Origin of the sequence: Nonomuraea sp. AD125B (assembly GCF_041402765.1) — a bacterium.
GTDB classification, from domain to species: Bacteria; Actinomycetota; Actinomycetes; order Streptosporangiales; family Streptosporangiaceae; genus Nonomuraea; species Nonomuraea bangladeshensis.
The window spans coordinates 395,690-418,235 of sequence record NZ_JBGLOU010000006.1; the positions used below are offsets into that span (position 1 = coordinate 395,690).

The following is a 22,546-nucleotide window of genomic DNA, read 5'->3' on the forward strand; positions in this document are numbered from 1 at the left end:
CCCGGTTCGCGCTGGAGCTGGCGCTACCCGGGGCCCGCGGTGACGCGGCGCGGCTGGAGGTCGCGGCGGCCATGTTCGCCGCCGTCCTCATCTACCAGGAGAACCTGTGGCAGCTCACAGGACACCAGATCGACCCCGACGCCGTCGCGGAACTCGTCGCCCACGCGCTCGTCTAGCAGCTCCTCCAGCGCCTCGCGCAGGTGCCGCACCAGGCTCCAGACGTCGTCCACGCGCTCCGGGCAGGCGACCACGCCGAAGTCCAGCATGCCGTCGTAGGAGAAGCAGGTGATGCTCAGCCCGCCGCTCATGTCCGTCAGGACGGACATCGGGTAGTAGGACAGCACCCTGCCCCCGCACAGGTACAACGGGAACTGCGGCCCCGGCACGTTGCTGATGATCAGGTTGACCGGCGGCAGCGCCATGTCCGCCAGCCTGCCCGTCAGCCGGAACACCGCCGGCGTGGCCAGCGCCGTCACCGGGGCGGGCAGCAGCGAGCACAGCTCCTGCAGCCAGGTCGCCGGGGCCAGCGCGAACCTGCGCTTCGCCCGCCGCATCGTCGCCCCCACCAGCCGCAGCCGCTCCCGCGCGTCGGGCACGTCGGTGGGCATCGGGGCGATCATGGCCGAGATCTGGTTGCCCGCCGCTTCCTTGGCACCGTGCTTGCGCACCGCGACCGGCACCGCCACCACCAGCGGCTCCTCCGGCAGCGCGCCGCGCTCGGACAGCCAGGCGCGCAGGGCCGACGTGCACAGGGTCATGACGACGTCGTTGACGCTGAGGGCGTTGGCCTTGGCGACGTTCTTGACGTCCTTGAGCGACAGCGACCCGAACGAGACGTGCCGCCGGGCGCTGATCGGCCCGTTGAACGGCGTGCGCGGAGCCGCCAGGCTCGGCAGCTCGGGCCGGTCCCGCCGCTGCCCGGTCACGGCCCGCGCGGCCCTCGCGATCGCCTTCGCGCCGGGCAGCCGCGACGCCAGCGGGATGGCGTCCATGTCCCCGGCCATCCTGACCGCCGACCCCACCGTCCGCACCGGCTGCGTCACCGACCGCGCCGCCGCCCCCGCCAGCATGCCCACCACCCCGGGCCCGCGACCCGCGGCGACCTCCCGCGACGTCCCGTCCCCGCCTTCGCGGCCCACCCCGCACTTGGACGGGCCCGTGGGGGGCGCGGCTTCCTGACGCCTCACGAGGTGGCCGTCGGGGGTGAGGTCGAGGAGGGTGGCCAGGGTCTCGGCGCCGGAGACGCCGTCGATGGCGGCGTGGTGCACCTTCGTGTAGACGGCCACCCGCCCCTCCGGCAGCCCGTGGATGAGGTGCATCTCCCACAGCGGATGGGAGCGGTCCAACCGGCGGGCGTGCAGCTCCGCGACCACCTCGGCGAGCTGCCAGTCGCTGCCCGGCTGCGGCAGCGTCAGCTCGAACAGGTGGTTGGCGATGTCGAAGTCGAGATCCTGCGTCCAGTACGGGCGGTCGAGCCCCAGAGGCACCTCCGCCAGCCGGAGGCTCAGAGCGGGGGACAGGTGCAGGCGGTCGAGCAGCAGGTCCGCCAGCGCGTCCCGGTTGACGGCGCCCTCGCCGGAGTCCAGGATCGCCAGTCCGGCCACGTGCGCGGCGGTGGTCGCGGTCTCGACGTTGAGGAACTGGGCGTCGAGCGCGGTGAGCTGGCGCATCTGCTCTCCTTTCTGCCGTCGTACGAGCAGCATCACACGAGCGGATTTCCGCAAGGTTTCCGGGAGAGTGTTTCAGAGGAATCGGTCCGCTTCGCGCAAGCTGTGAGAAAATGGCCAGCTCAGCAGCTATCCGTGACATTTATCTAGCCAAGAACAACCTCAACAGGGTGTTGCACCACAGCATTGAAGTGGTAGCCGAACGGGTGCCGGGGGATGGCGAGCGGCTGCGTGGCGCCCGTCTCGTCGGTCGCCCTGGCCATGAGCACATAGCGGCCCGGCCGCCGGGGCGCCCAGGTGACGTGCCACTGCGACCAGGCGCTGACCAGGTGACTTCCGTGCAGCGCGGCCGCGCGCCAGGTGTCGCCGCCGTCGAAGCTGACCTCGACCCGGGTGATCCGGCCCTGCCCCGACCAGGACCGCCCGTGCAGCACCAGGGGGACGCCGCTGATCGCCAGCCGCGCGTTCCACGGCAGTTCGAACGCGCTTTTCACCGGCTGAACGGTGACATCGGGGTAGAACACGGTGTTCCAGGGACTCAGCAGGGTGCTCGTGGACACCTCTATGTCGCCGAGCCATTTGATGGACGCGATTCCCACCCATCCCGGCACCACCAGCCGGGCGGGGAATCCGTGGTCGGGGGGCAGGGGCTCGCCGTTCATCTCGTACGCCACGAGCACGTCGTCCATGGCCTTGGCGATGGGCAGCGGGCGGCGTACGTGCCCGTAGTCCTCGAACGGGTCGTCCAGTCCCGACGGGAGCACGTCCACCGCCTCGGGCCGTACGCCGGCCTCCTTGAGCAGGTGCTTCAGCGGCACGCCGCGCCAGCGCGCCACCCCGATCGCGCCCAGCCCCCACTGGGTGCCCGGCGCGGGGTCGTGCTGCTGGCGGCCGTAGAAGCGGCGTCCGTTGCCGGCGCACTCGATCGCCACGTCGTACGTCCGCGACGGCATGGCGCGCAGCTCCTCGTAGCCGAACGCGCGCGGACATCGCAGGCCGGGGCCGTGCAGGCGCAGCCGCCAGGTCGCGGCGTCGATGAGCGGTGTGCCCGTGTGGTTGCGGACGAAGAACCGGTCGATCGGGGTGTGGTATCCCTGCCCCGACATGGCCTCCCACCGCATCTCGGCGTTCTCGCCGCGCACCCTGAACAGGTGGCCGGGCAGGGGCTTCAGGATGCTCGCCGTGGCGTTCCTCATGACTGCTGTCACCTCGCTACTCGGTATTCCCTACCTGTAAACCATTTAATCTCCTCACGTCGGCTTCCGTCGCGATCCTTTACCGGAACAAGCCCTCACCGTCGCACTCCCCAGGGGGAGCGCGACGGCTCTACCGTGACGCTCCGGCCCTACCCGGACCGTGACGCTCTGGCCCTACCCGGACCGTGACGCTCTGGCCCTACCCGGGCGCGGCCGGGGGCTCACCCGGCGAGCGGGCTCGGCCTGTCGCTCAGGACGTGGGCCAGCAGCAGGTCCAGCGGCCGTGGCACGCGGTCGAGTTCGAGCGCCGCGACGAGCAGGCCGGAGTAGCGGATCTTCCGGCCGCTGCCCGCCCCCATGAACCGGCGCAACTGGTCGTGCGTGGAGCCCTCGCGCCAGGCCGGCTGCCGCTGGAGCGTGCGGAACGACCCCAGCTCGCCCTCGGCCTCGATGACCTCTTCGACCGCGTCGGTGCCGAGCGCCCTGATCAGCTCGTCCTCCAGGTCGGCGACGCAGGTGAAGAACCCCAGCGCCTCCAGGCCGTCCCGGTCGAGGCCGGAGCCGAGGCCGGCGCGTTCGAGGCTGCGCCGGTAGTCGTCCTCCTCCCCGGCGTCGCACAGGCCGGCCAGCCGCAGGCCGAGCCCGGCGGGGCCGAATCGGGCGACGTACGTGCCGATGTTCGTGGCGCCGCCCATCGCCACGAGGGAGATGCCCTCGGCCGCCAGATCCCGCTCATGGCGCCGGGCCAGCACCTCGAACGCCGCCTTGTCGCTGGCGCCCTCGACCAGGACCACGGTTCGCGTCTCGCTCACGAGCCCACCCTTTCACCCGACCCCGACGTTGTTCATCCGCTTTTGCGGCCGTTCCCAAGCGAGGCCGAGAGGGTGGAGCCCGTCCGATTCTGGTCAAAAATGGGTCATGGACACCAGCTTTATGGTGTTATGTCCGGATTTCTGGAGCAGGCTAAGCGGGGAGAGGAGGACCACACATGGGAGCTCCCCGCCCACCCGGGCCCTTATTACCCTTTCACGCCTGTCACCGGGAACGCCCCAGGAAAGCCAGGAGGCGTTCGAGCGGCCAGGTGTTGATGACGTCGTCCGGCGTCAGCCAGGCCCGTTGCGCGATCCCGACGCCGAAGCGCTGGTGCGCCAGGTGCGGGATCGCGTGCGAGTCGCTGTCGATGGAGAACTTCACCCCGTGGTGCTTGGCCAGCCGCACCAGGTCGGCCGGCAGGTCGGAGCGGTCGGGATAGGAGTCGATCTCCATCGCGGTGCCCGTGCGCGCCGCCGCGCGGAAGACGGCGTCCCAGTCGGCGTCCACCGGCTCCCGTTTGCCGATCTTGCGGGTGGTCGGGTGGCCGATGACGTCCACGTATGGGTTCTCGCAGGCGGCGATGAACCGGCGTGTCATCTCGTCCCGTGACATGCCGAAATGCGAGTGGACCGACGCCACGCACACGTCGAAGTCCCGCAGCACCTCTCCCGGCCAGTCGACCGACCCGTCGGGGGCGATGTTGAGCTCGGAGCCGTGCAGCAGCCGCATGTCCGGATATTTCTCCTGCAGCCGGGACAGCCGCTCCCGCTGCTCCAGCGCCTTGTCCAGCGTCATCCGCTGCATCGACAGGTCGGGCGCGTGGTCGGTCACCGCGTAGTAGGCGTAGCCGCGGGCGTGCCCGGCGGCCACCATGTCCTCCAGCGAGGCGATGCCGTCGGTGAGGTCGGTGTGCGTGTGCAGGTCGCCCTTGAGGTCGGCCAGCTCCACCAGCGCCGGCAGCTCGCCCCGCAGCGCCGCCTTGACCTCGCCGCCGTCCTCCCGCATCGGCGGCGGGACGTACTGCATGCCGAGCGCGTGGTAGATCTCCTCCTCCGACTCGGCCGCGATCACCCGCTCGCCCTCGAACAGGCCGTATTCCGACAGCTTCCACCCCTTCTTCACCGCCATCTCCCTGATGGCCACGTTGTGCTCCTTGGAGCCGGTGAAGTATTGGAGGGCCGCGCCCCACGAGCCGGCCGGGATGCGCCGCAGGTCGACCTGGACGCCGGACGTGGTGCGGATCGACGTCTTCTTGTCGCCGGCCGCGATGACCTCCGCGACGTAGGGCTGCGCGCGGAACTCCTCCATGATCGACTCGGGTGCGACCGCCAGGATGTCGATGTCGCCGATCGTGTCCTTCATCCGCCGCAGCGACCCCGCGTAGGCGATGCGCTCGGCGCTCAGCGACCCCATCACCTGCTCGGCCAGCGACATCGCGACCCCGATGTGCACCCGCCTGCCGGACTGCTCCAGCTGCTCGACGCCCTTCAGCAGGTTGGCCAGCGTCTTCGGGCCGAGGCCCTTGACGCCCTTGAGCCGGCCCCCCTCGATGGCCTCGCGCAGCGCGTCGGTCGAGTCGATGCCGTAGTCCTCGAACAGCATGATCGCCGTCTTCGGGCCCAGGCTCGGCACCCGCGTCAGCCTCCGCACGCCCTCGGGCACCCGCCCCCGCAGGTCGTCGAGCTGCCGGAAGCTGCCCCGCTGGAGGAACTCCTCCATCTTCTTGGCGATCGCCTCGCCCACCCCGGGCACCGAGCGCACGTCGACCACCGAGATGTCCTCGGGGAACCCGGCGATGGCCTTGGCCGCCTTCTGGTAGCTCCGCACCCGGAAGGCGTCGCCGCCGCAGAGCGCGAACAGCTCCGCGTATTCCTGCAGCGCCGACGCCGCCTCCTCATTTGCCCGCATGCCCCTAACCCTAGAGGCCCGCACCGACAATCCGGGGAGGTCAGAACCGCACCTCACGCGGCCGGTACGGCTCCGCCAGGAACGCCAGCTCCTCCTCCGACAGCCGTACGTCCACCGCCGCCACCGCGTCGTCCACGTGCCGGTCCTTGGTGGCCCCGACGATCGGCGCGGTGACCGCGGGCTGGTGCAGCAGCCAGGCCAGGGCGACCTGCGCGGCCGGCAGCCCCCGGTCGGTGGCCACCCGCGCCACGCGGTCCACGATGACCTTGTCGTTCTCCGGGTCGTACAGGGACTCGATGCGGGTGTCGGAGCCGGCCCGGGCGGTCGAGGCCGCCCCGCCCGCCCTGGCCAGCACCCCGCGCGCGAGCGGGCTCCACGGGATCACGCCCACGCCCTGGTCGAGGCAGAGCGGCAGCATCTCCCGCTCCTCCTCCCTGTAGAGCAGGTTGTAGTGCGGCTGCATCGACACGAACTTCGTCCACCCGTTGAGCTCGGCCACGTGCTGGGCCTTGGCGAACTGCCACGCCCACATGCTGGACGCGCCGAGGTAGCGCGCCTTGCCCGCCCGGACCACGTCGTGCAGCGCCTCCATCGTCTCCTCGATGGGCGTCTCGGGGTCCCAGCGGTGGATCTGGTAGAGGTCGACGTGGTCGGTGCCGAGCCGGCGCAGCGAGGCGTCGATGCCGGCCATGATGTGCTTGCGCGACAGGCCGCCGTCATTGGGTCGGCGGCTCATCGGGAAGTACACCTTGGTGGCCAGCACGTAGTCCTCGCGGCGCGGGAAGATCGCGCGCAGCGTGTTGCCGGTCACGACCTCGCTCTCACCTTGGCTGTAGACGTCGGCCGTGTCGAAGAACGTGACGCCGGCGTCGGCCGCCCGGCGGATGATGGGCTCCGCCTCGTCCTGCGGCAGCGCCCAGTCCTGGCGGGCGGGGTCGCCGTAGCTCATCATGCCGAGGCACACCCGCGAGACCTGCAAACCCGTGTCACCCAGTCGCGTGTAATCCATACCGCTCACATTAGGGGGCGGAACGTACGGGTTTCCGCCCTGTCGACCTGTTCCCCGATCCGGGGGATGCTGCGAGGATGGAACCCCGCGTGCGGCCCCTGCCTCCCGAGGAGTGGGACGGCTTCATCAGGGCCAATCCCTACAACGTCTTCGCCACCATCGCCCGCCACCCGAAGCTCTACCGGGCCTGGCTCGGTTTCGGCGGCGCGCTGCTCGACGGCACGCTGCCGGCCCGCGACCGCGAGCTGGCCATCCTGCGCACGGCCTACCACAGCCGCAGCGCCTACGAGTGGGCCCACCACGCCCGCCTCGGCCGCGAGGCGGGCCTGACGGAGCTGGAGATCGACTCCGTACGCCACCCCGACGCGCTGTGGCCGGTCGAGGACCGGCTCGTCCTGCAGGTGGCCGACGACCTGCACTACGGCGGCGACCTGACCGACGCCACCTGGGCCGCGCTCTGCGACCGCTACGACGAGGAGGGCCGGATCGAGCTGGTCATGCTGGTCGCCCACTACCGGATGCTGGCGCTGGTGCTGCGGACGCTCAGAGTGGCGATCGAGGAGTGATCACCGTGACGCCCGGCACCGAGCCCATCGCGGCGAGGGCCTTGCCCGCGTCGGCCAGCCCGATGGTCCTGGTGACGAGCTGGTCGGGGTGGAGCACCCCGGCCCTGATCAGCTCCAGCATCCGCGGGTAGGCGTGCGCGGCCATGCCGTGGCTGCCGAGCAGCCGCAGCTCCTGGCCGATCACGCGGTCCATCGGCACCGGGGTCGGCCCGCCGGGCAGCAGGCCCACCTGGACGTGCCGGCCGCGGCGGCGCAGGCTCTCGACCGAGGCCGCGCAGGTCTGCGGGCTGCCCAGCGCGTCGAGCGACACGTGCGCGCCGCCCCTGGTCAGCTCGCGCACCTGGGCCGCCGCGTCGCCCGCAGAGGCGTTGACGAAGTGCGTGGCGCCGGCCAGCTCGGCCAGGTGCAGCGCGTCGCCGCTGACGTCCACGGCCACGACGCGGGCGCCGGCGGCCGTGGCGATCATGACGGCGGACAGCCCCACGCCGCCGCAGCCGTGCACCGCGACCCACTCGCCCGGGCGTACCTCGCCCACCTGGGCGACGGCGCGGAAGGCGGTGGCGAAGCGGCAGCCGAGCCCGGCCGCCGTGACGAAGGCCATGTCCTCGGGGACGGCGACCAGGTTGACGTCGGCGTGGTCGATCGCGACGTACTCGGCGAAGGAGCCCCAGTGGGTGAAGCCCGGCTGCGTCTGCCGCTCGCACACCTGCTGCTCGCCCGCCGCGCAGGACGGGCACGTGCCGCAGGCGCACACGAAGGGCGCGGTCACGCGCGCGCCCGGCCGCCATCCCCGTACGTCGGAGCCGACGGCCTCGACGACGCCGGCGAACTCGTGCCCGGGAACGTGCGGCAGGGCCGTGATATCGGGGTCGTGGCCCTGCCAGCCGTGCCAGTCGGACCGGCACAACCCCGTGGCCAGGACCCTGATCACCGCGCCGTGCGGGGCGGGGGCCGGATCCGGCAGCTCGCGCATGTCGAGCTCGCCCCCGAAGACGTCAAACGCAACCGCTCGCATCTCATGAGCTTAGAGTGAGCGGCCGTGACCTGCGCAAGCACCTGCCCTGTCACAGGTGTGGAATCCGGTGGGCGGGACAGTTAGAGCTGATGGGACAAGACTTGGACAAGGAGCGCTTCTCGGAGGACGAGTTCCTCCGCTTCGGAGAGCGCATCCGCGAGCAGCTCGGCACGTTGCGCGAGCTGCTCGACACCCCCGGCTTCGGTCAGGGGCCGGTGACGATCGGCGCGGAGCTGGAGCTGTTCCTCGTCGACGACCGGGGCCGGCCCCTCCCGCGCAACAGCGACGTGCGTGAGACCCTCGGCGACCCCCGCGTGGTGCTGGAGCTCGGCCGCTACAACCTCGAGGTGAACCTGACCCCCACGACGCTGGAGGGCAAGCCCTTCGAGCTGCTGGGCGCCGAGATCCACGACACCGTGACCAAGGTGGACGCGGCGGTCGAGGGCGGCGGCGCGCTGCCCATCGGCATCCTGCCCACGCTGCGGACCGAGGACTTCACGGTCGGCGCGATGAGCGACCAGAACCGCTACCGGGCCATGAGCAGGGGCCTGCGGCGGCTGCGGCTGGAGCCGTTCCTCGTCAAGATCGACGATCTGGAGCTGTCGGTCGAGGACGTCATCCTGGAGAGCGCCAACACCTCCTGGCAGGTGCACATCCGCACCCCGCCGGAGCGCTTCGCCCGGCTGTTCAACGCCGCCCAGCTCGCCATCGGGCCGGTGCTGGCGGCCTGCGGCAACTCGCCGATCTTCCTCGGCCCCCGCAAGTGGGAGGAGACCCGCATCGCGCTGATGGAGGAGGCCGCCGACGACCGCGACGTGGCGCGGCTCGAACGGCGGGACGGGCGGGTCACGTTCGGCTCCGACTGGGTGCGCGAGGGCGCGATCGAGCTGTTCGAGCGGTACGTCGCGGACTACGAGCCCATCGTGCCCGACCTCGTCGACGACGCCGGGCCCCACGACGTGCCCGAGCTGCGGCTGCACCAGGGCACCATCTGGCAGTGGAACCGGCCCGTCTACGACCCGGCCGACGGCGGCCACCTGCGCATCGAGATGCGGGCGCTGCCCGCCGGGCCCTCGTGCGCGGACATGGCCGCGAACACCGCGTTCCTGATCGGGCTCACGCTCTCGCAGGCCGAACGGGACCTGACCGGCTACCGCTTCGCCGAGGCGTACCAGAACTTCTACCGCGCCGCCATGCACGGGCTGGACGCCAAGCTGTCCTGGCCGGGCTGGGACGGCGAGCACGAGGCCGCCGACCTCATTCTCCGGCTGCTGCCCGAGGCGCGCGAAGGGCTGCTGGGCGCGGGGGTGGCCCCCAGCGACGCCGATCGCGCCCTGGAGATCATGGAGCAGCGTACGCGGCTGCGCCGTACGGGCGCGGTGTGGCAGCGCGAGACGCTGGAGCGCCTCGGCGGCGACGTCGAGGAGCTGGTCCGCCGTTATCGTGAGCTGGCCCTGTCGGGACTGCCGGTGCATATGTGGCGTTGAGTCACAACCATCCCCCTTTCGTTTCCGTCACACTGGGTAAAAGGACGGAAAAGGAAGGAAGTTATGTCGGTGACGGGGATGGTAGTAACCGATAAATCACCTTTCGTCCTGAAAAGGGCGACGGGGGACCTCGCAGACGGAGCGGCCAAACTGGCCGAGGAGATCGGCGCCACCGCCGTCGAGGCGGTGCTGGCCCAGGCCAACCGGGCGGCGGCACGCAGGGGAGCGACCGCCGCCCTCGGCCCGATGCAGCCGAGACCGGCCGAATGGTACGCCTTCGACGCCGGCGACCAGGACACCGTCGACTGGTACCCGCAGGGGATCACCGGCAGCACGGACTCCGGCGCGATCGGCGTGCCCACGCTCGTCGTCAGCTGGTACTTCAAGCCCACGGCCGGCGAGCGCGGCATCCGGGTGTCGTTCCTGAGCCCGCGGACGCTGAAGTACCGGCACGCGCTGCTCGTGCTGGCCAAGCCGGACGGCTCGTACGGGCCGATCAACATCCACGCGGGCGGCATCGCCATCGACGGCGACCTGCTCTACGTGGCCGACACGACGCGCGGCCTGCGCGTGTTCGACCTGCGCCGCATCCTCGACCTGCGCACCGCCCAGAACGACCTCGGCGACGCCGACCGCATCGGCCGGCAGGGCGGCAGGTTCCACGCCTTCGGCTACCGCTACGTCATCCCGCAGACCGACATGTGGCGGCTCGCGACCCCCGGCCCGGTCTTCTCCTTCGTCGCGCTCGACCGCAGCGGCGGCACCGGCAAACTGATCACCGGCGAGTACCGCGAGGACGACCCCGGCGGCCGGGTGGCCCGCTGGAACCTGCCCTTCTCGGGCGGCGAGCCCGCCGAGGCGTACGTCATGGGCCAGCCCAAGATCCAGGGCGCGCTCTCCCAGGGCGACACCTGGTACCTCAGCCAGACGGGCGGCTCGGCCCGCAACGGCAAGCTGCTGGTGCACCGCGCAGGCAATTTCCAGACCAGACCGTTCCCCATCGGCCCCGAGGACCTCACGGTGCAGGACGGCAGGCTGTGGAGCCTCACGGAGTTCAAGGGCAAACGCGTCGTCTTCGCCGTCACCCTGTGACCCGGTGGTGAGGCGGGCTCAGCCGGCGAGGTGCCGGAGCAGGACCTCGCGGTAGCGGGCGTCGAAGGCGTCGTAGCGGGCCCGCAGCTCCGCGCCCGGCCAGCCCGCCGGCAGCAGCTCCGGCGGCAGCAGCGGATCGGCCAGCAGGTGGCGCAGCACCGCGGCCGACACCAGGAAGCCCTCCGCCAGCCCGTCCGCCCGCTCCAGCGCCCCCTCCAGACGGCGGGCCTCGGCCGCCCAGCCGTCGAGATCCCACAGCAGGGGAGTGGGATCGCCGTGCGGACGTCCGTCGATGAGCGTGCACTGGGCCGTGACGACCTCCGGCCAGCCGGAACGCACCAGGTTGGCCGGCCGCATCCAGGTGCCCTCGCGCAGCTCGGCCAGGCGCAGCGTGGTCATCGCGTGCCGCAGCGCGGCCCGGTCGGCGGGGGCGCGCCGCTCGGCGGTGACCACCGCCACCTCCCACGTGCCGTCCCAGGGCCTGATGTGGGGGTCGCGGCTCTCGTCCTGGCGGGCCTGCCGCTCGATCAGCCGTGGCGAGAGCGTGTAGAAGCCGTTCTCCTGCACGAGGTCGCCCGCCGCCACCATGCGGGACAGCGCCACCCGTACGGTGCCCTCCGCGACCCCGAACAGCGCGCCGATGCGGACGAGGTGCCGGGCCGGCAGGCGCGGGGGATGGCTGCCCAGCAGCGCGCTCAGCACGGCCGAGCGGGCGCTCAACGTATTACGCTCTTCCATCGCGTGTCGAGTATATGTAACACTCGCAGATATGGGGCGCTATCTCATCGAACCCTTCGACCGCAGCGACCGTTACGCGACCGAGCGCTACCAGGGCGCGGCCGGGCGCAACTGGTGGGCCTGCGATCCCACGCTGCACCTGCTCATGCGACGCCACCTGGGCGACGGCTACGCCTGGGCCGAGCCGCACCTCGACCGGCTCGGCGCGCTCATGGGCGGCCCTGTCGCCGCCTGGGCGGAGGAGACCGACCGCAACCCGCCGCGCCTGGAGAAGTACGACAAGTGGGGCAGGGACGTCAGCGAGGTCGTCATGCCGCCGTCGTTCCACGCCGCCCGGCAGGCGCTCATGGCCGACAACTTCACCTCCCCCGCCTTCGCCCAGCAGGCCAGGGCCAACGGGGCGAACCCGTCCGCGCTCGCCGCCGCGTGGACGTACCTGCTCGACCAGGCCGACATCGGGATGGGCTGCGCGCTCGGCACGGGCGGCGACATGGTGGTGCAACTCGCCGAGAAGCACGCCCCCGAGGACGTCCGCGACCGCGTACGGGAGATCTTCGCCAACGGCTACTACTCCGGCGAGGCCGCCCAGATGCTCACCGAGCGGACCGGCGGCTCCGACCTCGCCGCCCTGGAGGCCGCGGCCGTCCCCGCCGGCGACGCCTGGCTGCTGACCGGCTTCAAGTGGTTCGCCTCCAACGCCAACGGCTCGGCGTTCGTGGTGCTCGCCCGGCTGCCCGAAGGAACGGTGGCGCCGTTCCTCGTGCTGTGGGAGCGGCGGGACGGGAGCCGCAACGGCGTACGCATCCGGCGGCTCAAGGACAAGCTCGGCACCCGGTCGGTGGCGTCGGGCGAGGTCGAGTTCGCGGACGCGGAGGCGTTCCTGCTCATGGACCGCCCGGACGGCGACGGCCGCGCACAGGACGCGGCCACGTCGGGCGGCTCGGGCTCCGGGCTCGGCACCATGATGAAGCTCACCAACGGCTCACGGCTCGGCGTCGCCATGATGGGCCTCGGCGTGGCCCGCCGGGCGCTGGTCGAGTCGATCTGCTACGCCCGCGCCCGCGAGGCGTTCGGCCGCCCGCTCGCCGAGCAGCCGCTGATGCGCCGCAAGCTGGCCGAACTCGTCGTCGAGGTGGAAGCCGCGCAGGCACTCGTCTTCGACGGCCACCTCGGACCCCGCCTGCGGCTCGCCCCGGCACTGGTCAAGCTGCGCGCCTCCCGCCTGGGCCTCACCGCCGCGAGCGACGCCGTCGAGGTGCACGGCGGCAACGGCTACATCGAGCAGTGGCCGGTCGCCCGCCTGCTGCGCGACGCCCAGGTCAACCCGATCTGGGAAGGCGGCGACCACATCCTCTGCCTGGACGTACGCCGCGCCATGGCCAAGGAACAGGCCCACCTGCCCTTCCTCGACCGCCTGCGAGCCGCCGCCACCTCCGACCTGGTGCACACCCGCATCGACGACCTCACCAAGGCGATCACCGCCTGGGCCGCCCTGGAGCCCGCCGTGGCCGAGGCCCGGCTGTACCCGCTGGCGCAGTTCATGGCCGACGTCTACGCCGCCGCCCTGCTGGAGGAACAGGCCGGCTGGGGCCTGGACGACGGCCGCAAGTCGCTGGTCGCCCGCCTGTACGCCGACGCCCACCTGGCCGACCACGGCCCCCTGCGCGGCCTCGACGCCCCCGCCGAGGACCCCTATGACGCACTGGTCGCGGGAGCCTTCACTTGCTGACGGGCGAATGTGCCGGTCCCGGCCGAAACACTCCGGGACCGCACCGCCTCTGGGCCGGCCCGAGGACGAGCCGACCCTTCTGACGGAGGAAGCTACTGGCCGGACTCGTCGAACAACTCGTCGGCCGTCTGCACGGTCGCCGCACGCGCGGCCCAGGCTTCGAGCGTCTCGACGTCCGTGCAGTCGGTGATGCGGGCCCGGACGTCCTCGGTGATGTCGAGCCCCCGCGCGGAGAGGAACAACAGCACCAGCTTCGCCGCCTCCCGAGCCTTGCCCTCGGCCTGGCCTTCCGCCCGGCCTTCCGCCTTGCCCTCTGCCTTGCCTTCTTCGAGGCCGCGGCCGTAGTGCTCGCGGGCGAAGGGGCTGTACACCGGCCAGGACGTGGACGCCATGAGTTCCTCCAGCAGGCATCGGATCTCGAACGAGGACATGCTGTACGCGTATTCAGTGTACTTCGAAGCGTAATCAGTGGCCGTGTCGTTCAGCGCGGTCGTGAACGCCTCCACCACCTTCCGCTGCTTGCCGTGCACCATCACCGACATGACCGCCAGTGCCATGTTGGCGGCGGCCTGCGTGGCGTCGGTGATGACCGGAATGTCGTCAGGTCCCAGAACCTGGGCCTGGAGTCGGTAGCCGGTCAGCCCGCTGTCGATCGGCTGCGCGTAATACTTGGCAGCGGCGCGGTCGGGGCAGACGATCAGGACCGTCACGTCGCACTTCATGAGCAACCACAGTGCGGCGGCGTACCGGGAGAGCTGTTTCGGTTCCTTGGATTTGTCCTGCTGGACTTCGATGATGACGGCGTGCAGGGGAGAGGTGTGCGGCCCCAGACTGAGGACCACATCGGCGTCGAAGTCGTCCGAGGACCGGGTGTTGAAGGTGCGCTCCTCCTGGCGGACCAAGGGCGTGTCGGGGAGGGGAACGCCCATGTGGTCGCGCAGGATCCGCACCGCCAACTCTGGCTGTTCGGTGAACATCTGGGTGAGTGCGTCGTGTGGGGGGGATGGCATGGACTCATTGTGACATGACCAACACGGTGGGTGACCACAACCAATCTTGAGGAGGGCCTGATGACCGTACGTGTGGAGCGCCAGGGGTCGGTCACCACGGTGGTGATCAGTCGGCCGGAGGCGCGTAACGCCGTCGATCGCGAGACCGCCGGCGCGCTCGCGGACGCCTTTCGCGGGTTCGAGGAGTCCGATGCCGACGTGGCGGTGTTGTGGGGCGAGGGAGGGACGTTCTGCGCGGGTGCGGACCTCAAGGCGCTGGACAACCGCGTCGGTGAGGAGGGCGACGGGCCCATGGGGCCGACCAGGATGCGGCTGGGCAAGCCGGTCATCGCCGCTGTCGCCGGTCACGCGGTGGCGGGCGGGCTTGAGCTGGCCCTGTGGTGCGATCTGCGGGTGGCCGAGGAGGACGCGGTGTTCGGGGTGTTCTGCCGCAGGTGGGGTGTGCCGCTCGTCGACGGTGGCACGGTGCGGCTGCCGAGGCTCGTCGGTACGTCCCGCGCCATGGACATGATCCTCACCGGGCGGCCGGTGGGGGCGCGGGAGGCGTACGAGATGGGGCTGGCCAATCGGGTCGTCCCGCGTGGTGAGAGCCGGTCGTGTGCCGAGGAGCTGGCTCGTGAGATCGCCCGTTTTCCGCAGGCGTGCCTGCGCGGTGACCGACTTTCGGTGCTGGAGCAGGAGGGGCTCGGTGAGGCGGAGGCCATGCGTAACGAGTTGCGGCATGGGCTGAGATCGCTGCCCGGTGCCAGGGACGGTGCGGCGCGCTTCGCCGGGGGCGCGGGCCGTCACGGCCGCTTCTGAGAACGGCGCTTCTAGGAACGGCTATGAGAACGGCGCTTCTGAGACGGGCGCTGCTGACACGGCAGGCGGGGCCGCTGATTGTCGGAGGCGGAACGTATCGTGAGGTCATGCCTGAGATCGAGGTTGCCGGCCGCGAAGTGCGCATCACCAGCCCCGACAAGGTGGTCTTCCCGCGGAGCGGGCACACCAAGCTCGACCTGATCCGCTACTACCAGGCCGTCGGCGAGGCGGCGCTGCGGGGCGTGCACGGGCGGCCGATGGTGCTCAAGCGGTTCGTGCACGGCATCGAGGAGGAGGCGTTCTTCCAGAAACGGGCGCCGGCCAAGCGGCCCGACTGGATCGAGGTGGCCGCGCTGAAGTACCGCTCGGGGCTGAGCGCGGAGGAGGTCGTCTGCACCGACCTGGCGCAGGTGCTGTGGGTGGTCAACCTCGGCTGTGTCGATCTCAACCCCCATCCCGTACGCGCCGACGACCTGTCCCGCCCCGACGAGCTGCGCATCGACCTCGACCCCGTGCCCGGCGTGCCGTGGTCGGACGTGTTGCGGACCGCCGAGGTGGCGCGTGAGGTGCTGGCCGACCACGGGCTCGTGGCCTGGCCGAAGACGTCCGGATCGCGTGGCTTCCACGTCTACGCCAGGATCGAGCGGCGCTGGCCGTTCGCGAAGGTCCGCAAGGCGGCCGAGACGGTGGCCCGGGAGGTCGAGCGGCGCGCCCCCGACCTGGCCACGAGCCGCTGGTGGAAGGAGGAGCGGCACGGCGTGTTCGTCGACTTCAACCAGAACGCCTACGACCGCACCGTGGCCTCCGCCTACTCGGTGCGTGCCGTGGCCGACGCACGCGTGTCCACGCCCCTGACCTGGGACGAGGTGCCGGACTGCCGGCCGGAGCTGTTCACGATCGAGACCGTGCCCAGGCGGCTGGTCGAGCGCGGCGACCCCTGGGAGGACCTCGACCTGCACCCGGGCACCCTCGACGGGCTGCTGGAGCTGGCCGAGGAGCTGGGGCCCGCGCCCAAGCCGCCCAAGGGCGAGGGGCGCAGGCAGCAGACGAAGCCGGTCATCGAGATCGCGCGGGCCGAGCACAAGGACGAGGCCCTGGCCGGTCTCGAACGCTGGAAGGCCAGGCATCCGGAGGCGGCGGCCCGGCTGGAGCCCGCCGATGTGCTGGTCGACGGCATGCGCGGGCGCAGCAGCGTCTGGTATCGGATCCGGGTCAACCTGCACAACGTGCCCGAGGGGGAGCGGCCGGAGCAGGAGCCCCTGGAGGTCGACTACGACCCTTGGGGCCGCACGAGCGGGGGCGGTTGAGGCCGTCGCCCGTGCGGTTGAGGGCGTCCCGAGTACGGTCGGGGGCGTCCCTCGCGTGGCTGAAGGCGTCCCGAGTACGGTCGCGGGCGTCCCGGGTGTGGCTGCGGGCGTCCCTCGCGTGGCTGAGGGCGTCCCGCGTGCGGGTGCGGGACGCCCTCGCCGCGCACTCCTGGGCGTCAGAAGTCGTCGGCGGTGCGGATCCGGTCGCGGATCCAGACGCCGGCCTCCTTCAGCCGGCCCGTGCCGGCGAACGAGCCGTTCGGGCAGGTCCCGGGGGTGAAGACGGCGCCCGTGCGGAAGTCGTCGGAGAAGTTCCAGTTCACCCAGCTGATCTTCTTCTGGGCCAGCAGGTCGAGATACTGCTGCGACCTGGTGAAGTTGTTGGCCCCGTCGCCGGACGCGCTCTGGGTGCCGAACTCGGTCACGAAGATCGGCAGCCGGTCGGCGGCCCTCGACAGGGTGTTCAGGTAGGCGGTGCCGTGCGAGGCCGCGTAGAAGTGGAACGTGTACATGATGTTCGCGGCGTTGACCGGGTTGTTCACGATCTCGGTCTCGTCGGCGCCGGCGGAGACGCCGAGCGACGACCACGCGCGGGTGCCGACCAGGATCGGGGCGTCGGGGTCGTGCTGCCGGATCACCGGGATGAGCTGGTGCGCGTAGTCGCGGATGACGGACCAGGTGACGGCGTCGCCGTTGGGCTCGTTGGCGATCTCGTACAGGATGTTCTTCTTGTTGTCGTGCCGCTGGGCGATCTCGGTGAAGAACGTCTTGGCCCGGCCGAGGTTGTACATCGGGTCACCGGGGTCGAGCATGTGCCAGTCGACGATGGCGTACATGCCGCGGGCGGTGGCCATCTCGATCAGGGAGTGGACGCGGTCGGTGAACAGCCGGGGGTTGGTCTCGTAGCCGTCCTCCTGGATGTACATCGAGATGCGCAGGACGTCGGCCTTCCAGTCGGTGGCCAGCGCGTCGAGTGAGGCGGTGTTGAGGCACTGGCTGTACCACTGGATGCCGTGGCTGCTCATGCCGCGGAGCTGGATCTGCTTGCCGTTCTGGTTGCAGAGCTTGACGCCGCACACGCGTAGCTGGCCGTTGGCCTGTACGGGGGTGCCGCCGCCGCTGCTCGCAGGGGTTCCGTAGACCTCCAGCTCCCACAGGGAGTAGCCGTAGGGGGTGCCGCGCTGGGTGCCGTACACCCGGACGTAGCGGCCGGCGCCGCTGACCGTGAGGTCGTCGACCGCGCCGTCGCCGCTGGTGGTGGAGTAGACGTCGCTCCAGGTGGAGCCGTCGGGGGAGGTCTGCACCCGGTACGCGGTGGCGTGGGCGGCCTCCCAGGTCAGCCGGACCCGGGAGAGGTTGTGCGCGGAGCCGAGGTCCACCCGGATCCACTGCGGGTCCACCCCTTCGGCGCTGGCCCAGCGAGTGGCCGGGTTGCCGTCGACCGCCTTGCCCGGCTCCAGGCCGGCGGCCTCGGTCGAGGAGGCCGTCACGGCCTTACCCTGCGACACCAGGGGGTCGGCCGCCGCCTGCCGCGCCGTGGCCGCGCCCGCGCCGGACGGTGCAACCAGCGGTAACGCCATCGCGGCCACGACGGTCAGGATGCTCGCCCATGCACTTCGCCTCACGTACGACTCCTAATCTTCGAGGTTAGGAAAGTTTCCTAATTTGCGGCGCAGCATAAGTTGACGCCGCCCCTGACGCAAGGCCCAAAGTGTCAGAAAAGATCGCGTCAGCCGCGAGTGGGACGTTCGTAGCCGTCGTCGCCGCCGTACACGTGCACGTCCGGGTCCTGCTCCGGCTGCGTGGCCGGGCTGGTGGGGGAGGCGGTGTGCTCGGAGGCGAAGTCGTCGGAGTCGGGGAAGGCGGCCGAGCCGCCCCAGCGGGCGGCGCGGGCCGTCGCGGGCGGCGACAGGTAGTCGTCCCAGGTGATCGTGCCGCTGGGCGTCGCGTCCGTGGTCAGCTCGCCGGCGCGCTGGGCCGCGTACAGCCGGCCGGGGAAGCGCATCGGCAGGCAGAGCCGGCGCAGCCCGCGCAGACGGCACCAGGTACGGGCCAGCAGGGCATGGTCGAGCACTTCCGGCCCGCCGAACTCGACCGCCGTCCCGAGCGGTTCGCCGCCGATGAGCTCGGCCGCCCGTGCCGCGACCTCGCCCGTGTGCACCGGCTGCATGAGCACGGTCGGATCCACGGGCAGCACCGGCAGCGCGGCGTAGTCGCGCAACCGCCGGTGCAGCCACTGCTGGAACGGGGTGCTGCGGAGCACGGTCCAGCCGAGGCCGCCGGCGGCGACCAGGCGTTCGGCCTCCAGTTTGTACCCGAGATAGCCGACCGGAGCCCGATCGGCGCCGACCATCGAGGTGAGCAGCAGATGCCCGACCCCGGCCTCGCGGGCGGCTGCGACGAGCCGGCGGGTGCCCGGGATGTCGGCAGCGCCGCGTCCCCTGCGGCCGCTGGTGGCCAGGTGCGCGACCGCGTCCACGCCGGCCAGGGCCTCCGGGACGCCGTGCCCGGAGAACAGGTCGCCCCACACCCACTCGACGTTGCCGCGGCTCTCCCTCCTGGTACGGCTCAGCGCCCGCACCTGGTGACCCGCCTTCACCAGCGCGGGCACCAGGGCCCTGCCCAGCATGCCCGTCGCTCCCGTGACCAGAATCCGCATGCGGCCCCCACTACCCCCGATTGCCCTGGTCTGACATGTCTTCGCATGTCAGGGGTAGAAAACACCGCCACCACGCTCAGGGGCCCGGCCGTTCGCCGGCGGCCGGAGGGTCGGCGAAGGCGCGGCCGATCCGTCCCGCGACGCGCAGCAGCGGCTCGACCAGCCGGGGCAGCTCGCGGGCGCGGCGCGAGGACAGCACGATGCCGAGCGCGGCCATGGCCCGCCCGTCCACCAGGACGGGCGCGGCGGCCGAGCAGGAGCCGAGCGTCATCTCCTCGTAGGTGAGCGCGTACCCCTGTGCCCGCACCGCGGCGAGCTCCCTGGCCAGCCGGCCCGGCTCGGTGATCGTGTGCGGGGTCGGCCGTTCGAGCGTGCGGGCCAGGTACGACGTGACGAACCAGTCGGGCTCGTGGGCCAGCAGCGCCCGGCCGACGCCGGTCGGGTGCATGGGCAGCCGGCCGCCGGTCCTGGAGACGATGGGGACGGCGCGGCGGCCGTACACCTTGTCCACGTACAGCACCTCCATGCCGTCGCGGACGGCGAGGTGCACGTTCTCGCCGGTGGTGCCGAACAGCTCCTGCAACCACGGATGCGCGAGCGCCACCAGCCGGCCGGGGGCGAGCTGGCCGAGCTCCCACAGCCGCAGTCCCACGCGCAGCCGTCCGTCGGGGTCGCGGGCCAGCGCCTGCCACTCCTCCAGCTCGGCGACCAGCCGGTGCGCGGTGCTCAGCGGGACGCCGGCGCGCCGGGCCAGCTCCGTGAGTGTGAGCTGGGGGTGCGCGGCGTCGAACGCCCCGAGCAGGGCCAGCACCTTGGACGTCACGGTCCGGCCCGGCTCCTTGGATCCTCCTGCCATGGGGTAAAGCCTGCATCAGGATTCCACTGGACGGAAGCCGACCCTCCCGCCGAAGGGGGACGAGGCAGCATGCTTCGGTCATGCGAACTCAGGTCGGGATCATCGGCGCGGGCCCGGCGGGCCTGCTGCTGTCTCATCTGCTCCACCTGCGGGGCATCTCCTCCGTGGTGCTGGAGCGGCGCAGCCGCGACTACGTCGAGCGGCGGGTACGGGCCGGCGTCCTGGAGCAGGGCACCGTGGACACCCTCATCGAGGCCGGCGTCGGGGAGCGGATGCAGCGCGAGGGCCTGCCGCACCACGGCATCGAGCTGCGGTACGGCGGCGCCGGCCACCGCATCGCCTTCGAGAAGCTGGTGCCCGGCCGCGCGATCACCGTCTACGGGCAGCAGGAGGTCGTCAAGGACCTCATCGCGGCGCGGCTGGCGGCCGGGGGAGACGTGCGCTTCGAGGTCGACAACGTGGTGCCGCACTCGCTGGAGTCGGAGCCGTACATCACCTTCGGCGACGGGGAGCGGCTGGACTGCGACGTCATCGCGGGCTGCGACGGCTTCCACGGCGTGTCCCGGCAGTCGGTCCCCGAGGGCGTCCTGACCGTCTTCGAGCGGGAGTATCCGTTCGCCTGGCTGGGCATCCTGGCCGACGTCGCGCCCTCGTCCGAGGAGCTGATCTACGCCAGGACCGACCGCGGCTTCGCGCTGCACAGCATGCGCTCGCCTGCCGTCAGCCGCTTCTACCTCCAGGTCCCCGCCGACACGCGGGTGGAGGACTGGCCGGACGAGCGGATCTGGGACGAACTGCGGGTCCGGCTGGAGAGCGTGCCGGGCTTCACGCTCACCACCGGCCGCATCACGGAGAAGGGCGTCACGCCGATGCGCTCGTTCGTGACCGAGCCCATGCAGTACGGCCGGCTCTACCTGGCCGGGGACGCCGCCCACATTGTGCCGCCGACCGGGGCCAAGGGGCTCAACCTGGCGGTGGCCGACGTGCGGGTGCTGACCGAGGCGCTGGCCGCGTACTTCGCCGACGGCTCGACCGCCCTGCTGGACGGCTACTCGGAGGCGTGCCTGAAGCGGGTGTGGCGGGCGCAGCACTTCTCGTGGTGGATGACGACGCTGCTGCACACGTTCGAGGACGAGGACGCCTACGGGCGGCGGCTCCAGCTCTCCTACCTGGACTACGTCACCTCGTCCGAGGCGGCGGCGACGACGCTCGCGGAGAACTACGTCGGGCTGCCGTTCCCCGATGACTCACGCCTAAACGTGCTTTAAGGTGTTTTGGTGGTCTTTGGGGATAATTGGGCGTCTTCGCCCCTTCGTTGGCTGATGAACGCGCTGGGCGACTCCCAGCTCGCCCGCCTGGGCACCGAGCCCGGACTGGTCGCCGCCGTGGACCAGCACGCAGCCGAGCTGCGGGAGGCGATCCCCATCGACCGTGAGACGCTGGGCGACTACCTGCTCGGCTTCGTCGACGAGCTGCGCCATCGCGGCTGGGTGTTCACCGGAGAGCTGGACGAGCCGTCGCTCCGGCTGACGGCGGTCTGCTGGCTCGCCCGCGAGCACGGCTTCCTGGGCGACGAGCTCCCCGCCTGAACGTCCTGCCCGGGGTTCCCGCCGGCCGGCCGCGTGCTGGTCCACAGCGGCGGCCGGCCGGCGGGATGCGCCCGTCGCTCCGGGCGGGTGGGCGGTGCCGGGCGGCGGGCCGTTCTCGGAGAGGTCAGTCCGGAGGCATGTCGGAGCGGTGCGGCCCCGGAGGCCGGGACCTGCCGCCAGGAGGCGGGGACATCCCGCCCGGAGGCGGAGACATCCCGCTCGGAGGCGCGGACGTCCCGCCCGGAGGCTGAGACATCCCGCCCTGAGACGCGGACGTCCCGCCCTGGGGCGTGCCCGGCCGGCCGGCGGCCGTCGCGCCCGGTGCCGCGCCGATGGGCGCGGTCTCCTCGCCGCTCATGGCGGCGGCGTCCCGCCGCCCGCGCTGGTAGGCCTCGGCGTGCGCCCTGGCCTGCGGAGCCTCGGACTCCATCCGGCTCAGCCAGCGCTCCCAGCGCTGCTGCATCGGCCGGATCAGGCCGCCGCCGATGCCGATGGCGAGAATGGCGCCGATCGTCCCGAGCACGGTGATCAGCACCGGGGTGGTGACCGTGGTGGCCACGCCGATCTGGTTGAGCGCGGCGATGATGCCGAGCGCCCAGATGAACACGGCGGCCGCGGTGGCGATCCAGCCGCCGTACGACAGCCCGCCGAGCGCCCCGTTGAGTATGTCCCGTACGGCCTTGGCGATCGCGCCCGCCACCACGATGATCACGATGGCGACCAGTGCCCTGGGCAGCCACGCGACCACGCCGGTGAGCAGCGCCGAGATCGGGTTCGGCCCGAAGACGCTGAAGGCTATCTGCAGGGTGACCAGCACGATAGCGTAGAAGACGATCCTGCCCAGCAGGCTGCTGGCGTCGTACTTGCTGCGTTCCAGCCAGCGGCGCACGCCGCTGCGCTCCACCGCGCGGTCGAAGCCGACCCGTTGCAGGATCTTGTCGACCACCTTCTCCAAGGCCTTGGCGATGAGGTATCCGATGATGAGGATCACCACGAACGCGACCAGCCTCGGCACGAACGTCGCAATTGATCGCCAGGCGTCGGTGAGGCCCTGGCCTATGTTGATGTCCACGTTTTCCTCCTCCGGGGAGTGCCACGGCGCTA

20 protein-coding genes are annotated in these 22,546 nt (G+C 71.5%); 8 read left to right on the forward strand and 12 right to left on the reverse strand.

Annotated elements, in window-relative coordinates:
* Positions 1–23: 23 nt before the first annotated feature.
* From ACBR40_RS18735 to ACBR40_RS18755, 5 genes are all read right to left on the reverse strand, one after another.
* The gene (locus ACBR40_RS18735) at positions 24–1,670 is read right to left on the reverse strand and encodes a wax ester/triacylglycerol synthase family O-acyltransferase (RefSeq protein WP_344211815.1); all 1,647 of its coding nucleotides are present in this window, start codon (positions 1,668–1,670) and stop codon (positions 24–26) included.
* Between the two features lie 143 nt (positions 1,671–1,813).
* Positions 1,814–2,863 carry a sulfite oxidase gene (locus tag ACBR40_RS18740; protein ID WP_364444734.1) on the reverse strand — a complete coding sequence of 350 codons (1,050 nt, stop codon included), beginning with the start codon at positions 2,861–2,863 and terminating at the stop codon, positions 1,814–1,816.
* Between the two features lie 221 nt (positions 2,864–3,084).
* Positions 3,085–3,675: a TOPRIM nucleotidyl transferase/hydrolase domain-containing protein gene (locus ACBR40_RS18745; RefSeq protein ID WP_344211811.1), complete on the reverse strand. Its 591-nt coding sequence runs from the start codon at positions 3,673–3,675 to the stop codon at positions 3,085–3,087.
* A 223-nt stretch (positions 3,676–3,898) separates the two neighbouring features.
* Positions 3,899–5,584, reverse strand: coding sequence for a DNA polymerase/3'-5' exonuclease PolX (polX, locus tag ACBR40_RS18750; protein WP_371249541.1), 1,686 nt, complete (start codon positions 5,582–5,584; stop codon positions 3,899–3,901).
* A gap of 40 nt (positions 5,585–5,624) precedes the next feature.
* The gene (locus ACBR40_RS18755; RefSeq protein ID WP_371249542.1) at positions 5,625–6,593 is read right to left on the reverse strand and encodes an aldo/keto reductase; all 969 of its coding nucleotides are present in this window, start codon (positions 6,591–6,593) and stop codon (positions 5,625–5,627) included.
* Between the two features lie 89 nt (positions 6,594–6,682).
* Between ACBR40_RS18755 and ACBR40_RS18760 the strand changes: the two genes are divergently transcribed.
* Positions 6,683–7,159 (forward strand): carboxymuconolactone decarboxylase family protein, encoded by a 477-nt coding sequence (locus ACBR40_RS18760; RefSeq protein ID WP_371249543.1) that lies wholly within the window; start codon positions 6,683–6,685, stop codon positions 7,157–7,159.
* Here the strand turns inward: ACBR40_RS18760 and ACBR40_RS18765 are convergent.
* The gene (locus ACBR40_RS18765; RefSeq protein ID WP_371249544.1) at positions 7,137–8,174 is read right to left on the reverse strand and encodes a zinc-dependent alcohol dehydrogenase family protein; all 1,038 of its coding nucleotides are present in this window, start codon (positions 8,172–8,174) and stop codon (positions 7,137–7,139) included. The two genes, ACBR40_RS18760 and ACBR40_RS18765, sit on opposite strands and share 23 nt — an antisense overlap.
* An 89-nt stretch (positions 8,175–8,263) precedes the next feature.
* On the opposite strand from ACBR40_RS18765, the gene ACBR40_RS18770 reads away from it, so the two are divergent.
* Both ACBR40_RS18770 and ACBR40_RS18775 read left to right on the forward strand, forming a co-directional pair.
* On the forward strand, positions 8,264–9,661 hold the full coding sequence (locus tag ACBR40_RS18770) for a glutamate--cysteine ligase (RefSeq protein ID WP_364444742.1): 1,398 nt from the start codon (positions 8,264–8,266) through the stop codon (positions 9,659–9,661).
* 78 nt (positions 9,662–9,739) lie between these two features.
* Positions 9,740–10,753: a hypothetical protein gene (locus ACBR40_RS18775; protein WP_371249545.1), complete on the forward strand. Its 1,014-nt coding sequence runs from the start codon at positions 9,740–9,742 to the stop codon at positions 10,751–10,753.
* A gap of 18 nt (positions 10,754–10,771) precedes the next feature.
* On the opposite strand, the gene ACBR40_RS18780 is transcribed toward ACBR40_RS18775, so the two are convergent.
* On the reverse strand, positions 10,772–11,491 hold the full coding sequence (locus tag ACBR40_RS18780) for a PaaX family transcriptional regulator C-terminal domain-containing protein (protein WP_371249546.1): 720 nt from the start codon (positions 11,489–11,491) through the stop codon (positions 10,772–10,774).
* 31 nt (positions 11,492–11,522) lie between these two features.
* Between ACBR40_RS18780 and ACBR40_RS18785 the strand changes: the two genes are divergently transcribed.
* Positions 11,523–13,220, forward strand: a complete 1,698-nt coding sequence (locus ACBR40_RS18785) for an acyl-CoA dehydrogenase family protein (RefSeq protein WP_371249547.1) — start codon at positions 11,523–11,525, stop codon at positions 13,218–13,220.
* Positions 13,221–13,312: 92 nt separating this feature from the next.
* Here ACBR40_RS18785 and ACBR40_RS18790 read toward each other — a convergent pair whose 3' ends face one another.
* Positions 13,313–14,197, reverse strand: coding sequence for a hypothetical protein (locus ACBR40_RS18790; RefSeq protein WP_371249548.1), 885 nt, complete (start codon positions 14,195–14,197; stop codon positions 13,313–13,315).
* A 93-nt stretch (positions 14,198–14,290) separates the two neighbouring features.
* On the opposite strand from ACBR40_RS18790, the gene ACBR40_RS18795 reads away from it, so the two are divergent.
* Positions 14,291–15,031: a crotonase/enoyl-CoA hydratase family protein gene (locus ACBR40_RS18795; protein WP_371249549.1), complete on the forward strand. Its 741-nt coding sequence runs from the start codon at positions 14,291–14,293 to the stop codon at positions 15,029–15,031.
* A gap of 107 nt (positions 15,032–15,138) precedes the next feature.
* Positions 15,139–16,338, forward strand: a complete 1,200-nt coding sequence (gene ligD / locus ACBR40_RS18800) for a non-homologous end-joining DNA ligase (RefSeq protein ID WP_344211789.1) — start codon at positions 15,139–15,141, stop codon at positions 16,336–16,338.
* Positions 16,339–16,514: 176 nt separating this feature from the next.
* Here ligD and ACBR40_RS18805 read toward each other — a convergent pair whose 3' ends face one another.
* The 3 genes from ACBR40_RS18805 to ACBR40_RS18815 all read right to left on the reverse strand — a co-directional run bounded on the left by ACBR40_RS18805 (position 16,515) and on the right by ACBR40_RS18815 (position 19,853).
* Positions 16,515–17,963 carry a cellulase family glycosylhydrolase gene (locus tag ACBR40_RS18805; RefSeq protein WP_371249550.1) on the reverse strand — a complete coding sequence of 483 codons (1,449 nt, stop codon included), beginning with the start codon at positions 17,961–17,963 and terminating at the stop codon, positions 16,515–16,517.
* Between the two features lie 104 nt (positions 17,964–18,067).
* Positions 18,068–18,997 (reverse strand): NAD(P)H-binding protein, encoded by a 930-nt coding sequence (locus ACBR40_RS18810; protein WP_344211785.1) that lies wholly within the window; start codon positions 18,995–18,997, stop codon positions 18,068–18,070.
* A gap of 76 nt (positions 18,998–19,073) precedes the next feature.
* Complete coding sequence (locus ACBR40_RS18815) at positions 19,074–19,853, reverse strand: IclR family transcriptional regulator (RefSeq protein WP_371249551.1); 780 nt, start codon at positions 19,851–19,853, stop codon at positions 19,074–19,076.
* A gap of 80 nt (positions 19,854–19,933) precedes the next feature.
* Here ACBR40_RS18815 and pobA point away from each other — a divergent pair, with 80 nt between their 5' ends.
* Positions 19,934–21,121 carry a 4-hydroxybenzoate 3-monooxygenase gene (pobA, locus tag ACBR40_RS18820; RefSeq protein WP_371249552.1) on the forward strand — a complete coding sequence of 396 codons (1,188 nt, stop codon included), beginning with the start codon at positions 19,934–19,936 and terminating at the stop codon, positions 21,119–21,121.
* 54 nt (positions 21,122–21,175) lie between these two features.
* Positions 21,176–21,442: a DUF6401 family natural product biosynthesis protein gene (locus ACBR40_RS18825; RefSeq protein ID WP_344211779.1), complete on the forward strand. Its 267-nt coding sequence runs from the start codon at positions 21,176–21,178 to the stop codon at positions 21,440–21,442.
* A 124-nt stretch (positions 21,443–21,566) separates the two neighbouring features.
* Here ACBR40_RS18825 and ACBR40_RS18830 read toward each other — a convergent pair whose 3' ends face one another.
* Positions 21,567–22,514, reverse strand: a complete 948-nt coding sequence (locus tag ACBR40_RS18830) for a hypothetical protein (protein ID WP_371249553.1) — start codon at positions 22,512–22,514, stop codon at positions 21,567–21,569.
* Between the last annotated feature and the right edge of the window lie 32 nt (positions 22,515–22,546).

Coding starts and splice junctions, on each gene's coding strand:
- ACBR40_RS18735 (WP_344211815.1), bottom strand. CDS start 1,670: ATGCGCCAGCTCACCGCGCTCGACGCCCAGTTCCTCAACGTCGAGACC.
- ACBR40_RS18770 (WP_364444742.1), top strand. CDS start 8,264: ATGGGACAAGACTTGGACAAGGAGCGCTTCTCGGAGGACGAGTTCCTC.
- ACBR40_RS18810 (WP_344211785.1), bottom strand. CDS start 18,997: ATGCGGATTCTGGTCACGGGAGCGACGGGCATGCTGGGCAGGGCCCTG.
- ACBR40_RS18775 (WP_371249545.1), top strand. CDS start 9,740: ATGGTAGTAACCGATAAATCACCTTTCGTCCTGAAAAGGGCGACGGGG.
- ACBR40_RS18740 (WP_364444734.1), bottom strand. CDS start 2,863: ATGAGGAACGCCACGGCGAGCATCCTGAAGCCCCTGCCCGGCCACCTG.
- ACBR40_RS18815 (WP_371249551.1), bottom strand. CDS start 19,853: ATGGCAGGAGGATCCAAGGAGCCGGGCCGGACCGTGACGTCCAAGGTG.
- ACBR40_RS18790 (WP_371249548.1), bottom strand. CDS start 14,197: ATGTTCACCGAACAGCCAGAGTTGGCGGTGCGGATCCTGCGCGACCAC.
- polX (WP_371249541.1), bottom strand. CDS start 5,584: ATGCGGGCAAATGAGGAGGCGGCGTCGGCGCTGCAGGAATACGCGGAG.
- ACBR40_RS18825 (WP_344211779.1), top strand. CDS start 21,176: ATGAACGCGCTGGGCGACTCCCAGCTCGCCCGCCTGGGCACCGAGCCC.
- ACBR40_RS18780 (WP_371249546.1), bottom strand. CDS start 11,491: ATGGAAGAGCGTAATACGTTGAGCGCCCGCTCGGCCGTGCTGAGCGCG.
- pobA (WP_371249552.1), top strand. CDS start 19,934: ATGCGAACTCAGGTCGGGATCATCGGCGCGGGCCCGGCGGGCCTGCTG.
- ACBR40_RS18765 (WP_371249544.1), bottom strand. CDS start 8,174: ATGCGAGCGGTTGCGTTTGACGTCTTCGGGGGCGAGCTCGACATGCGC.
- ACBR40_RS18785 (WP_371249547.1), top strand. CDS start 11,523: ATGGGGCGCTATCTCATCGAACCCTTCGACCGCAGCGACCGTTACGCG.
- ligD (WP_344211789.1), top strand. CDS start 15,139: ATGCCTGAGATCGAGGTTGCCGGCCGCGAAGTGCGCATCACCAGCCCC.
- ACBR40_RS18795 (WP_371249549.1), top strand. CDS start 14,291: ATGACCGTACGTGTGGAGCGCCAGGGGTCGGTCACCACGGTGGTGATC.
- ACBR40_RS18755 (WP_371249542.1), bottom strand. CDS start 6,593: ATGGATTACACGCGACTGGGTGACACGGGTTTGCAGGTCTCGCGGGTG.